The 12,351-nt window shown below is 71.9% G+C and carries 14 protein-coding genes; 3 read left to right on the forward strand and 11 right to left on the reverse strand.

The window, feature by feature from the left end; translation table 11 throughout:
• Positions 1-34: 34 nt before the first annotated feature.
• The 4 genes from ACIPSJ_RS48950 to ACIPSJ_RS48965 form a co-directional block, all read right to left on the reverse strand.
• Complete coding sequence (locus tag ACIPSJ_RS48950) at positions 35-799, reverse strand: ATP-binding cassette domain-containing protein (RefSeq protein ID WP_401356316.1); 765 nt, start codon at positions 797-799, stop codon at positions 35-37.
• Positions 796-1,836: an ABC transporter permease gene (locus ACIPSJ_RS48955; RefSeq protein ID WP_401356318.1), complete on the reverse strand. Its 1,041-nt coding sequence runs from the start codon at positions 1,834-1,836 to the stop codon at positions 796-798. Before ACIPSJ_RS48955 ends, ACIPSJ_RS48950 begins: the two co-directional genes overlap by 4 nt.
• Positions 1,833-2,837 carry a sugar ABC transporter substrate-binding protein gene (locus ACIPSJ_RS48960; RefSeq protein ID WP_401356320.1) on the reverse strand — a complete coding sequence of 335 codons (1,005 nt, stop codon included), beginning with the start codon at positions 2,835-2,837 and terminating at the stop codon, positions 1,833-1,835. The genes ACIPSJ_RS48955 and ACIPSJ_RS48960 overlap by 4 nt, the downstream gene beginning before the upstream one ends.
• Before the next feature lie 199 nt (positions 2,838-3,036).
• Positions 3,037-3,786 carry a GntR family transcriptional regulator gene (locus ACIPSJ_RS48965; protein WP_359225347.1) on the reverse strand — a complete coding sequence of 250 codons (750 nt, stop codon included), beginning with the start codon at positions 3,784-3,786 and terminating at the stop codon, positions 3,037-3,039.
• A gap of 118 nt (positions 3,787-3,904) precedes the next feature.
• On the opposite strand from ACIPSJ_RS48965, the gene ACIPSJ_RS48970 reads away from it, so the two are divergent.
• The gene (locus ACIPSJ_RS48970; protein WP_359225238.1) at positions 3,905-4,915 is read left to right on the forward strand and encodes a Gfo/Idh/MocA family oxidoreductase; all 1,011 of its coding nucleotides are present in this window, start codon (positions 3,905-3,907) and stop codon (positions 4,913-4,915) included.
• Positions 4,916-4,965: 50 nt separating this feature from the next.
• Here ACIPSJ_RS48970 and ACIPSJ_RS48975 read toward each other — a convergent pair whose 3' ends face one another.
• The 3 genes from ACIPSJ_RS48975 to ACIPSJ_RS48985 all read right to left on the reverse strand — a co-directional run bounded on the left by ACIPSJ_RS48975 (position 4,966) and on the right by ACIPSJ_RS48985 (position 8,190).
• Positions 4,966-6,150 (reverse strand): cytochrome P450, encoded by a 1,185-nt coding sequence (locus ACIPSJ_RS48975; RefSeq protein ID WP_401356322.1) that lies wholly within the window; start codon positions 6,148-6,150, stop codon positions 4,966-4,968.
• Between the two features lie 64 nt (positions 6,151-6,214).
• Complete coding sequence (locus ACIPSJ_RS48980) at positions 6,215-6,898, reverse strand: response regulator transcription factor (RefSeq protein WP_359225244.1); 684 nt, start codon at positions 6,896-6,898, stop codon at positions 6,215-6,217.
• Between the two features lie 41 nt (positions 6,899-6,939).
• The gene (locus ACIPSJ_RS48985; RefSeq protein WP_401356325.1) at positions 6,940-8,190 is read right to left on the reverse strand and encodes a sensor histidine kinase; all 1,251 of its coding nucleotides are present in this window, start codon (positions 8,188-8,190) and stop codon (positions 6,940-6,942) included.
• A gap of 179 nt (positions 8,191-8,369) precedes the next feature.
• On the opposite strand from ACIPSJ_RS48985, the gene ACIPSJ_RS48990 reads away from it, so the two are divergent.
• Complete coding sequence (locus ACIPSJ_RS48990; protein ID WP_359225248.1) at positions 8,370-8,570, forward strand: hypothetical protein; 201 nt, start codon at positions 8,370-8,372, stop codon at positions 8,568-8,570.
• Between the two features lie 66 nt (positions 8,571-8,636).
• Here ACIPSJ_RS48990 and ACIPSJ_RS48995 read toward each other — a convergent pair whose 3' ends face one another.
• The 3 genes from ACIPSJ_RS48995 to ACIPSJ_RS49005 form a co-directional block, all read right to left on the reverse strand.
• On the reverse strand, positions 8,637-9,035 hold the full coding sequence (locus ACIPSJ_RS48995) for a ribonuclease domain-containing protein (RefSeq protein WP_359225251.1): 399 nt from the start codon (positions 9,033-9,035) through the stop codon (positions 8,637-8,639).
• Positions 9,036-9,131: 96 nt separating this feature from the next.
• A complete protein-coding gene (locus tag ACIPSJ_RS49000; protein WP_401356327.1) occupies positions 9,132-9,761 on the reverse strand; it encodes a dihydrofolate reductase family protein in 630 nt (209 codons plus the stop codon).
• An 89-nt stretch (positions 9,762-9,850) separates the two neighbouring features.
• The gene (locus tag ACIPSJ_RS49005) at positions 9,851-10,666 is read right to left on the reverse strand and encodes an AIM24 family protein (protein ID WP_359225257.1); all 816 of its coding nucleotides are present in this window, start codon (positions 10,664-10,666) and stop codon (positions 9,851-9,853) included.
• A 119-nt stretch (positions 10,667-10,785) separates the two neighbouring features.
• Here ACIPSJ_RS49005 and ACIPSJ_RS49010 point away from each other — a divergent pair, with 119 nt between their 5' ends.
• A complete protein-coding gene (locus tag ACIPSJ_RS49010) occupies positions 10,786-11,532 on the forward strand; it encodes an SDR family oxidoreductase (protein WP_401356330.1) in 747 nt (248 codons plus the stop codon).
• Positions 11,533-11,541: 9 nt separating this feature from the next.
• Here ACIPSJ_RS49010 and ACIPSJ_RS49015 read toward each other — a convergent pair whose 3' ends face one another.
• Entirely contained in the window at positions 11,542-12,345 is an 804-nt protein-coding gene (locus ACIPSJ_RS49015; RefSeq protein ID WP_401356332.1) for a hypothetical protein, read from the reverse strand.
• Positions 12,346-12,351: the final 6 nt, after the last annotated feature.

Raw genomic sequence — 12,351 nt, forward strand, 5'->3', positions numbered from 1 at the left:
TTGTCCGTGGCTGGTCGCGCAGTTCCCCGCGCCCCTAGCCTCGCTGCAGCTCGTGGCGTAGAGACTCGAGGTCGCTTCCGCCCGCCATCTGCCGGGTCAGCTCCTCCAGGGTGACCGAGTCACGGTCGTAGCTGCCCGCCATCGTGCCTCGCCTGAGCAGCACGAACCTGTCCCCCACCAGGTACGCGTGATGCGGGTTATGGGTGATCAACACAACACCGAGGCCCTGGTCGCGTGCCGCCGCCACGTATTTCAGGACCACACCTGACTGCTTCACGCCCAGGGCCGCCGTGGGCTCGTCGAGGATCAGGACCTTGGCGCCGAAGTACACGGCCCGCGCGATGGCCACGCACTGGCGTTCGCCGCCCGACAGGGTGCCGATGGGCTGGTCGACGTCGCGGAGGTCGATGCCCATGCGGAGGAGTTCGGTGTGGGTGGTGCGGCGCATGAAGTCGACGTCGAGGCGTTTGAGGAGGCCCTTGCGGGGCTCGGAGCCGAGGAAGAAGTTGCGCCAGACCGGCATGAGGGGGACCACGGCCAGGTCCTGGTGGACGGTGGCGATGCCGCGGTCGAGGGCGTCGCGCGGGGAGGCCAGGGTGGTCTCCTCGCCGTCGATGTGCAGGGTGCCGCCGTCGTGGCCGTGCAAGCCCGCGACGATCTTGATGAGCGTGGACTTGCCGGCGCCGTTGTCGCCGAGGACGCAGGTGATCTCGCCCGCGTGGACCTCCAGGGAGACGCCTTGCAGGGCGCGGACGGTGCCGTAGTGCTTGCTGACGTCGGTCAGCCGGACGAGGGTCATGCGGTGGCCTCCGCGCGGTTGCGGACCCAGGTGTTGAGCAGGGTCGCGAGGAGCAGCATCGCTCCGAGGAAGAACTTGAACCAGTCGGGGTTCCACTCGGCGAAGACGATGCCCTTGCTGGTCATGCCGAAGAGGAGGGCGCCGACCGCCGAGCCGACCGCGCTGCCGTGGCCGCCGGTGATCAGGCAGCCCCCGATGACGGCCGCGATGATGTAGATCAGCTCGTTGCCCACGCCCTCGCCGGACTGGACGGCGCCGTACGAGAAGAGCAGGTGCTGGCCGGAGATCCAGGCGCCGAACGCCACGCCCATGTAGAGGCCGATCTTGGTCCTGGCGACGGGGACGCCGACCGCGCGGGCCGCGTCCTGGTTGCCGCCGACCGCGAAGATCCAGTTGCCGGTGCGGGTGCGCAGCAGGATCCAGGAGGCCAGGGCGACCAGGGCGAGCCACCACAGGATCGTGATCTTGAAGTCGACCCCGCCGATCGTGACGGTGGAGGCGAAGACCGCGCGGGCGGACGCGAAGCCCTCCATGTCGGCGACGGTCTTGGTGGAGACCGTGCCGTCGATGAGCTTGGTGAGGCCCAGGTTGGCGCCGGTCAGCATCAGGAAGGTACCCAGGGTGACGATGAAGCTGGGCAACTTGGTGCGGGTGAGCACGTAGCCGTTGAAGGCGCCGACGGCGAGGGTGACCAGCAGGGAGACGCCGACGCCCACCCAGGTGTTCGCCGTCATCTGGTAGCTGAACATCGAGGAGACCAGCGCGGACGAGGTCACCAGGACGCCCGCCGAGAGGTCGAACTCGCCGCCGATCATCAGCAGCGCCACCGGGACGGCCATGATGCCGATCGTCGAGGAGGCGTAGAGGACCGTGCTGATGCTGGAGGCGCGCAGGAAGCCGTCGGCGGCCAGCGCGAAGAAGAGGAAGACGGCGACCGCGCCGACGACCGAGCCCAGTTCCGGACGGGAGAGGAGTTTCCGCGGGACCGAGGTCCGCAGAATCCTTTCTTCAAGGGTTTTGTCCAGCGTCGCGCTCATCGGGTGCCCCGCTCGGTGTACTTCGCGAGCGCGCCCGCCTGGTCCTTGGTGATGATCTGCGGACCGGTGAGCACCGGCCGGCCGCCGCCGAGGACGTCGCCGTTGTACTTGTAGAGCCACAGCAGGTCGACCGCCTGGTAGCCCTGGAGGTACGGCTGCTGGTCCACGGCGAAGCCGAGGGTGCCGTTCTCCAGTTCGGCGGCGACCTCGGCGTTGAGGTCGAAGGTGTCGACCTCGGCCTTGCTGCCGGCATCCGTCCTCGCCTTGACGGCGGTGTCGGCGTACGGCGCCCCGAGGGTGACGACGGCGTCGATGGACTTGTCGGCCTGGAGCTTGGCCTCGATCGAGGACTGCACGTCGGGCATGTTGGTGCCGTTGACATAGAGGTTCTCGACCGTGCCGGAGAAGTTCTCGGCGACACCCGCGCAGCGCTGCTCGTGGCCGACGTTGCCCTGCTCGTGCAGGACGCACAGGGCCTTCTTCCTGCCCCGCCGGTTCAGCTCGTCGCCGACCGCCTGGCCGGCGACGGTCTCGTCCTGGCCGATGTGCGCGAGGGCGCCGAAGGCCTTGGACTCCGCGGAACCGGAGTTGACCGTGATCACCGGGATGCCGGCCTTCTCGGCCCGGGCCACGGCCGCCTTGAGGGCGTCCGGCTTGGCGAGGGTGACGATGATGCCGTCGACCTTCTTGTCGACCGCCGCGTCCACGAGCTGCGCCTGCTGCTGGGCCTCGTCGTCGTGCGAGTAGAGGAAGTGGATGTTGTCCTTGCGGGCGGCCTGCTCGGCGCCGCTCTGCACGATGTCCCAGAAGGTGTCGCCGTCTCCCGAGTGGGTGATCATCGCGAAGGTCCAGCGGGGGGTGTTCACCGCCGCCCTGCCCTGGGCCGCCGCCGCGTTGCGGGCGTCCTCCGCCCGCTTGCCGCCGGTACTGCTGCAGCCGGCGAGGGTGACGCTCAGCGCCCCCGCCACCGCGATGCCCACCCAGGTCCGAAACCGTGCCACGAGGCCGTGCCCTTCTTGCCGTGCTCATACGTGCGAGAGGGGCGGGCGGGCTCACCGTGGGTGACCACCGACGGCGACCTCGCCTGCCCCAAAAGCATCAGTATCGAACACGGGGTACACCCCTGACAGGGGTGGGTGCGCTCCACCGTCAATTTGTCCGGACATTACGACTGACGGAATGTCGGAATCCGGGCGGTGCTCAGGACCGTACGAGGAGCTGGAACTCGAAGGAATAGCGGGTCGGCCGGTAGATGTGGTCGCCGAACTCGACGGCGCGGCCGGTGTCGTCGTACGTGGTGCGCTGCATGGTGAGCAGCGGGGCCCCCTCCGGCTCGGCGAGCCGCTCGCCCTCGGCGGCGGTGGCGCCGCGCGCGCCGATGGACTGGCGGGCGCTGTGCAGGGTGATCCCGGCGGCCCGCATCAGGCGGTAGAGGCCGGTCGCCTCCAGCTGCGCGGTGTCCAGGTCGAGCAGTCCGGGCGGCAGGTAGTTGGTCAGGTAGGCCATCGGCTCGCCGTGCGCCAGCCGCAGCCGTTCGACCCGGTGCACCTCGGCGCCCTCGGCCACCCCGAGCGCGGCGGCGACCTCGGCGGAGGCCGGGACGACCGTGTTGACCAGCACCTTCGTCGCGGGACGCTGGCCGGCCGACTCCAGGTCGTCGTAGAGGCTGCTGAGCTCCAGGGGGCGTTTCACCTGGCTGTGCACGACCTGGGTGCCGACACCCCGGCGACGGACCAGGAGGCCCTTGTCGACGAGGGACTGGATGGCCTGCCGGACGGTCGGGCGGGACAGGCCGAGCCGTGCGGCCAGCTCGATCTCGTTGCCCAGCAGGCTGCCGGGGGTGAGCGAGCCGTGCTCGATGGCCGCCTCCAGCTGCTGCGCGAGCTGGAAGTACAACGGCACCGGCGAGCTCCGGTCCACACTGAGGTCGAGCGTGACGGTCGGGTCCACATCTGGTTTCGGCACGGGCCCGAGCGTATCTCCGTGACGGGTTGACGGGAAGTTGTGTAGTTCGATTGTCCGGACATACGGATTGACAGCGCACGGGGTGCACCAGCACCTTGTTCCCATGCGCATCGGGGTCATCGGTACGGGCCGCATCGGCACCATCCACGCGAACACGCTCAGCCGCAATCGCGAGGTCGGATCGCTGATCCTTACGGACGTGGACCCGGCGCGGGCCCAGGATCTGGCGCACCGCCTCGGGGAGACGGCGGCACCGGGGACGGACGAGATCTTCAAGTGGGGCGTGGACGCCGTGGTGATCACCACCGCGACCTCCGCGCACGCCGACCTGATCGGCCGGGCCGCGCGCTCCGGACTGCCGGTCTTCTGCGAGAAGCCGATCGCCCTCGACCTGCCGGGCACCCTGCACGCCCTGGCCGAGGTGGAGAAGGCCGGCACGGTCCTGCAGATGGGCTTCCAGCGGCGCTTCGACAAGGGATACGTGGGCGCCCGGGAGGCCGTGCGCTCGGGCCGGCTCGGGCGGCTGCACACGGTGCGGGCGCTCACCTCCGACCAGTCGCCGCCCCCGCCTGAGTGGCTGCCGCTGTCCGGCGGGCTGTTCCGGGACACCCTGATCCACGACTTCGACGTGCTGCGCTGGGTGACCGGACGGGAGGTCGTCGACGTGTACGCGACCGGCTCGGACGCCGGGCCCGCGATGTTCCGCGAGGCCGGGGACGTGGACACGGGCGCGGCGGTGCTCACCCTGGACGACGGCATGCTGGCCACGGCGACGGCGACCCGGCTGAACGGCGCCGGGTACGACGTGCGGATGGAGCTCTCCGGGGAGCGCGACACCGTGGTGGTCGGCCTCGACGACCGTACGCCGGTGGCCTCGACCGAGCCGAGCGGGCCGCCGCCCGCGGACAAGCCCTGGCCCGGCTTCCTGGAGCGGTTCGGACCCGCCTACGAGGCCGAGCTGTGCGCCTTCGTCGACGTGGTCCGCGGCGCCCTGGCCAACCCGTGCGACGGCCGCGAGGCCCTCCAGGCGCTGCGGATCGCCGAGGCCTGCGAACTCTCCCGGCACGAGCGAAGACCGGTGGCGCTGACGGAGATCCCGGACCGCCTCGCCTGACCGGCGGCACGGGGGGGCGGACCGGGACTGTCCGCGGACACGGGAGGGGGCTACCAGCGGACGGGGAGTCGCCGCACGCCTCTCATCAGGGTGCCCGGCAGCCACTCCCCCGGCGGTCCGTCCAGGGCCAGGTGCGGGGCGCGCTCCAGCAGGGTGCGCAGGGCGATGCGGCCCTCCAGGCGGGCCAGGGGTGCGCCCAGGCAGTAGTGGATGCCGTGGCCGAAGGCGAGGTGGCCGCGGTTGTCGCGGCGGATGTCGAAGCGGTCGGGCTCGGGGTAGCGGGCGTCGTCCCGGTCGGCGGCGGTGAGGCCGATCATCACGGGCTCGCCCCGCTCCACGGCGGTGCCGGCGATCTCCAGGGGCTCGGCGGCGTACCGGTACGTCGCGTTCTCCACCGGGCCCTCCCAGCGCAGTACCTCCTCGACCGCGCCCTCCAGCAGGCTCATGTCGGCGCGCAGAGCGGCGAGTTGGTCCGGGTGGGTGAGCAGGGCGAGGACGCCGTTGCCGATGAGGTTGACGGTGGTCTCGTGGCCGGCGATCAGCAGGATGTAGGCCATTCCGCGCAGTTCCTCGACGGAGAGGCGGTCGCCGTCCTCGGCGGTGGTGCGGATCAGGTCGCTGAGCAGGTCGCCGCTCGGTCCCGCGCACCGCTTGTCCTCGATGAGCTCCTTCAGGTACTCGGCGAGGGCGACGAAGGAGTCGTACTCGCTGCCCGGATCGCTGGGCGCGACGACCTCGTTGGAGAGTTTCCGGAACCGCTCGCGGTCCAGCTCGGGGACGCCGAGCAGTTCGCTGATCACGGTGATCGGCAGTGGGTAGGCGAGGGCGTCGATGAGGTCGGCGCGGCCGTGCGGGAGCATCTCGTCGAGCAGCCGGTCGGTGATCTCCTGGATCCTCGGCTCCAGTTCGGCCACCCGCCGGGCGGTGAAGGCGCGGGTGACGATCCCGCGCAGCCGGGTGTGCTGGGGCGGGTCGGCGACCAGCAGGTATCTGCCGATCAGTTCCTCGTCCATGAACCGGAAGCCGATCCTGCCGGTGTCCTTGGCCAGCCGGGGGTCGGCGAGCGCCGCGCGCGCCTCCTCGTACCCCACGACCAGCCAGGTCTCGTGGTACTGGTCGGCGGCCGGCAGCCGGACCCGGTGCACCGGGCCGCGCTCGCGCAGCCGGGCGTACACCGGGTGCGGGTCGGTGCGGAAGCCGTCGCCGAACTCGCTCAGGTCGATCACTCGCGTCATGCGCTGCCCCCTTCAGGACGCGTCCCCCGAAGTCATCCTGGTACTGGGGCAACGCGCCGGCCCCTCAATTGGTGCCCTCGCCCTCCAGCAGCCCGGCGTCGTACGCCAGCAGGGCGATCTGCACGCGGTTGTTGAGGCCGAGCTTGGCCAGGATGCGGGAGACATGGGTCTTGACGGTGGCGACGCTCATGAACAGGCCGGTGGCGATCTCGGCGTTGGCGAGGCCCCGGCCGACCGCGACGGCGACCTCGCGTTCGCGGTCGTTGAGGGCGGTGAGCCGGTCACGCGCGCGTGCCTGCCGGGTGTCGGCCCGGGCGCCCGCCGCGTGCCGCATGAGCTGCCGGGTGACGGCGGGCGACAGGACGGGGTCGCCGGCCGCGACCCGGCGGACCGCGTCGACGATCTCGGCGGGCGGGGTGTCCTTGAGGACGAAACCGGCGGCTCCCGCGCGCAGGGCGTGCAGCACCTGTTCGTCGGCGTGGAAGGTGGTCAGGACGACGACCTCGGGGGCGTCCGCGCGGGCGCGCAGCCGCTCGGTCGCGGTGAGCCCGTCCACGGACGGCATCCGGATGTCCATCAGGACGACGTCCGGCCGGGTGCGGTCGACGAGTGCCTCGACCTCGGCGCCGTCGGCGCCCTCCCCGACGATCTCGATGTCCTCGGCGCCGCCCATCATGAGGGACAGCCCCGCCCGCACCAGCGGGTCGTCGTCCACGAGCAGCAGTCTGATGGCGGTGGCGGCGGTCATGGCTCCTACGTAATCACGCGGGCAGGGCATCACGGGGTCGTTCAGGCGGCGGGCCAGGGCAGCCGGGCCCGTACCTCGAAGCCGCCGTCCTCGGTGGCCCGGTGGTCGAGGCGTCCCCCGGCCAGCGTGGCGCGTTCGGTCAGGCCGATCAGCCCCTGGCCGGAGCCGGGGACGTGCGGGGCCTCGGTGCCGGGCGCGGGGTTGCGCACGGTGATGTCCAGGCCGTCGCCGGGGGCGCCGGTGACGCGGACGGTCACCTCGGCGCCCGGGGCGTGCTTGCGGGCGTTGGTGAGGCCCTCCTGGGCGATGCGGTAGGCGGTGCGGCCGACGGAGGCGGGGACGGCCGACGGGTCGCCGACGTGGCTGTCCAGCACCACCTTCATGCCGGCCCCGCGTGATTCGGCGACCAGCGCCTCCAGCGCGGCCAGCGTGGGCTGCGGCCGGCCGCCCGCCTCGTCGCCGTCGGCCGCGCGCAGTACGCCGATGATCTCGCGCAGGTCCTGGAGGGCCTCGTGGGCGCTCTCCCGGATGACCCCGGCGGCCCGCGCGATCTCCTCCCGGGGTGCGTCGGGCCGGAACTCCAGGGCGCCCGCGTGCACGCTGAGCAGGGTCAGCCGGTGGGCGAGGACGTCGTGCATCTCGCGGGCGATGGCCTCCCGGGCCAGCCGCTGGGCCCGTTCGGCGCGCAGCCCGGCCTCGCTCTCGGCCCGCCGGGCGCGGTCGCGCAGGGTGAGCATCAGCTGCCGTTTGGTGCGGACGAACATGCCGAGGCAGGCCACCAGGAGGGTCAGCAGCGAGGCGAGCACCACGACCACGAGGTAGGGCAGGTCGGGGTCGGGCCGGAGCCAGTAGAAGAGCGGGACCAGGGCGAGGTTGACGACGGTGATCCAGGCCAGGTGCCGGAAGGGCCGGTGCACGGCCACCGTGAACAGGGCGACCATGGAGGCGCCGCCCGCGGTGGCGGAGACGAAGCTGACCGGGATCATCGCGAGTGCCAGGCCGAGCGGCCAGCGGCGGCGCAGCCAGACCGCGCCGCAGGCGAGGCCGCCGATCAACTGGTCGGCGACGGCGAAGGCGTGCGGGAGGTCCGTCTCCTGCCGGACGGTCTTCGCGCCGGCCGCGCCCACCAGGACGGCCAGCAGGAAGCAGCTGAAGTCGACGAGCCAGTCCCGCGCGGTACGGCGGGGGCGCCGTCCGGCCCGGTCGGGATCGGAATCGAGTTCATGGAGCACGGAGGACGGGAAGAGCCACCGTCGGCCCTCGAACGTCCGTACTGGGATGTCACCGCTCACGGTCGACAAATCTACGCAGGCCCGGCCCGTGGGACCGCCCCGCGCACGGGATCGTCGACCAAAGTCGTGCTCGCGTGGACTTTCGACGGACCACGCGTGCGAGGGCGCGGCCTTGTGACGGCGACGACTCGCCCCACGGCCGATGGCATGGGGGGAAGCCGCGGGGCGAGGGTCGTGCCGTGAGACAGCTGCTGGAAGTGCTCGGATTCGTCGCTCTGCTGCAAGGCGTGCTCGGCCTGCTGCACGAGTTCACCCACTGGCGGGTGGGCCTCCTGCACCGGCTGGGCTTCCTCGACGGCTACGGCGTGTACGCGAGCGTCACGCTGATCGTGCTGGCGTGCGCGCTGTTCGCCGTCGCGGAGAGCCGGAGGTCCGGGTGAACGCGGACCTGACCTCCGGCTGGTCGCGCCGTTCCTGGCGGTCGACCGGTCGGTTCGGCCGGCGTGTCAGCAGCCGAAGTCGATCAGGTCGAACGTGACGTAGTGGTCCGCCGTGTAGTAGTCCTCCTGGTACTCCTCGCCGGTCACGATGCGTCGTGCGCCGCGCGTGGAGGAACCGGGCGTCTTCACGGTGTACTCGTGGTAGTAGCCGCTGGGCTGGCTCGGCAGGACGCCCTCCTGGTTGCGGAAGACGACCCCGTCCTGCGAGTACGGGAACGGACCGTCCGACGCGATCAGGTCGAGCGTGTCGTACGCCTGCGAGGGCAGGTCGCTGTAGCAGATGCTGCCGACCGAGGCGGCGGCCGCGTCCGCCGTGGTGGCGGCGGTGACGGTGCCGCCGACCAGGAGGGCGGACAGCAGGGCGCCGGCGGCGCCGATGCGGGTGATTCGTGGGGGGAATCTCATGGCTCCATGATGACGCGCGTAGACAGTGGCATGTCAATGACAAGTCCGAAGAATTTCCCGTCAAGTCCCTTTCGTTTTCAGGGAGTTAACCTGTGACTAGGCGTTTCGCTGCTCCGCGATGTACGAGCCGTAGGCGGGGCGGCCCGCGACCTCGTACGACTGGATGGAGACGCCCGCCCCGGTGACCCGTCCGTCGGTGTGCCGGAACTTCGTCGGCACGGCGCCCTCCTGGAAGAAGCGGGTGCCGGAGCCCAGCACGACCGGGAACGTCACCAGGTGGAGGACGTCGAGGAGGCCGAGGTCCAGCAGGGAGCGGACCAGGGCTCCGCTGCCGTGCACCTGGAGCTCGCCGTCGGTGCGCTCCCTGAGGGCCGTGACCTCCTTGGCCAGGTCGCCGCCGAGGACCGTGGTGCCGGACCAGCCGGGGTCGGTGAGGGTCGCGGAGGGGACGTACTTCGGGAGGGCGTTCAGCTTGGCGGCGATCAGGTCCGCCGGGTCGGTCTCCTTCGGCCAGTAGGCGGCGAAGATGTCGTACGTGCGGCGGCCCAGCAGGAAGGCGCCGGCCCGGTCGAAGACCTCGGTCACGAACCGGCCGAAGTCCTCGTCGCCGTAGTGGAAGCTCCAGCCGCCGTGCGTGAAGCCGCCGCTGGGGTCCTCCTCGGGGCCGCCGGGCGCCTGGTAGACGCCGTCGAGGGTGACGAACATGGTGGAGACGAGCTTGCCCATGGCGGGTTCCTGCTTCCTGGGACGGGGTCCGTTGTCATCGGTTCAGACCCCCGCGGCGCCCGTAACTCATCGGTCGCCGCCCCGGCACCTCATCCCGCGTGCGTCGAGAACAGCCCGCCGGTCGGGCCCTGCTTGTCCCCGCCCTGGGCCTTCTTCAGGGCGTTGGCGAGGCCCTCGATGGTGAGCGACTGCAGGATCACCCGGCCGTTGCCCTCCAGGGTGGCCAGCGAGAGGCCCTCGCCGCCGAAGACGGCGTTCATGAGGCCCTGGCGGTTGAGGCCGCCGATGCGCTGGACGCCGTACTGGATGCCCTCCTCGAAGGCGACGACACAGCCCGTGTCGACCTCGATACGGCCGCCGAAGTCGGCGGGGTTGAGGTCGATGAAGTTGCCCGCGCCGGCGATGATCACCGTGCCGCGGCCGGTGAACTTCTCCAGGATGAAGCCCTCGCCGCCGCTCATGCCGGTGCGGCCGCCCTGGAAGGCGATGCCGAACTCGACACTGGACTCGGCCGCCACGAAGGCGTCCTTCTCGGCGAACCACGCGCGCGTGCCGTCCAGTTCCAGCGCGCGCATCTCGCCGGGGAGCACGCCCGCGAAGCCGACGGTGCCCTCGCCGCCCTGGGCGGTGAAGTACTGGAACGCCAGCGACTCACCGGCGAGCATGCGCTGGCCGACCTGCATGGCGGTGCCCATGGCCTGGCGCAGCATGCCGCCCATGCCGCCGCCACCGCCGCCGCCCTGCGGCTGCCCGCCGCCGTTCGGGCCGCCGAGCCGGGTCTCCATGGTCACGTTCGCCGTCTTGAACAGGAACTTGCCGGCCTCGCAGTACACGGTCTGGCCGGGGTACAGGTTGACGACCGCCATCTGCATGGCGTTGCCGACGATCTCTTGCTGAAGGGTCACGAGGGGAGAACGCCAGAAGCGGTCCGAAGAGTTCCACCGGCCCGCGCTCTCGCCCGTCTCCCGAACTCGGCGTCGGTTCCCCGCCAGCACCCTGGTGCCCCGGCCGCTGGGATGGATCCATGACAACGACTTACGGATCCCTGCACGGCAGGGTGGCCCTGGTGACCGGCGGCAGCCGGGGCATCGGCGCGGCGACGGCGCTGCGGCTCGCCCGCGAGGGCGCGGACGTGGCCGTCACCTACGTACACGGCAAGGAGGCGGCCGAGGACGTCGTACGGCGGGCCGAGGCGCTGGGGCGGCGGGCGGTGGCGCTGCGCGCGGACTCCGCGGACGCGGACGAGGCGGCGGGCGCGGTGGAGCGTACGGCCCGGGCCCTGGGCGGCTTCGACGTGCTGGTGAACAACGTCGGCCTGGGCGTGCTCGGGCCGCTGTCCGGCCTGTCGCTCGACGATGTCGACCGGGTCCTGGCGGTGAACGTCCGCGGGGTGTTCCTGGCCTCGCGGGCGGCGGCCGCGCGGATGACGGCCGGCGGACGGATCATCACGATCGGCACCTGCATGACGCACCGGGTGCCGGGGCCCGGCGGAACCCTGTACGCGACCAGCAAGTCGGCCCTGGTCGGCCTGACGAAGGCGCTGGCGCGCGAACTCGGGGAGCGCGGGATCACCGCGAACATCGTGCACCCCGGGCCGACCGACACCGACATGAACCCGGCGGACGGCCCCTATGCGGCCGGGCAGGCCGCGATGACGGCGCTGGGGCGCTTCGGCACGGCGGACGAGGTGGCCGCGACGGTGGCGTATCTCGCCGGGGCGGACTACGTCACGGGCGCGGAGTTCGCGGTGGACGGCGGCCACGCGGCCTGACACCGCCGTTCAGCGGGCCGGGCCGGGCACCTCCGGCTCGGCCCGTTCGGCCCGTTCGGCCTGAAGGCGCTGTTGTACGGCGTCGTCCGCCGCCGTGGCGGTGCGGTGGGCGTCGGCGAACCTGCCGATGATGGCGAGCAGTTCGTCGCGGGCGGCCAGGCCTTCCGCGCCGGGGCGGGAGAGGGCCTCTCGGAGGGCCGTCTGGAGGGTGTCGCGGACGCGGGGCCAGGGGTCGGCGACCGGTCGGCCGCGTTCCAGGTGGTGGTGGAGTTCCCGCAGGGCGCGGACCGCGTCGTCGCCGATCTTTGTCCGCCAGCTCTCGATCCCGGTCAGGGCCGACAGCAGGGAGCCCGCCTCGTCGGCCGGCAGCAGCACGGTCACCGTGTCGGCCTCGTCCAGGCCCGTCCGTACGGTCGCGAACCCGTCCCGGCGCCATGGCTGGGCCGACCGCAGGGCGTCCAGAGCTTGCCGTATGCCCGCCACTTCACTGGCCGGCAGGGTCACGGCGACGGTGTCCGGCCGTGATCCGGGCTCCGTGTCCGGCTCGTGCGGGTGGCGCCGGCGCCCGGACAGCCGGAACCAGCCCCGCACCGTGAACCGCGTCCCGTCGCCCGGGACCGCGCGGGGAGCCGATTCCGTGCGCGTGAATCCCTCACGGGCGAGCACCTGGTCGACCTCGGCCCAGGTCGGCACGGCGCCCGCCGGACGTATCCGGAGCGAGACGCTCTGACCGCCGCTCACGGCGATACCGACCGTCCAGGAACCGCCCGCCGTCACCCGCGCGCTGCCGAAGCGCCGTGTCGTCAGTGTCATCGTGCC

The sequence above is a fragment of the Streptomyces sp. NPDC090088 genome, assembly GCF_044747345.1.
Classification (GTDB): Bacteria; Actinomycetota; Actinomycetes; order Streptomycetales; family Streptomycetaceae; genus Streptomyces.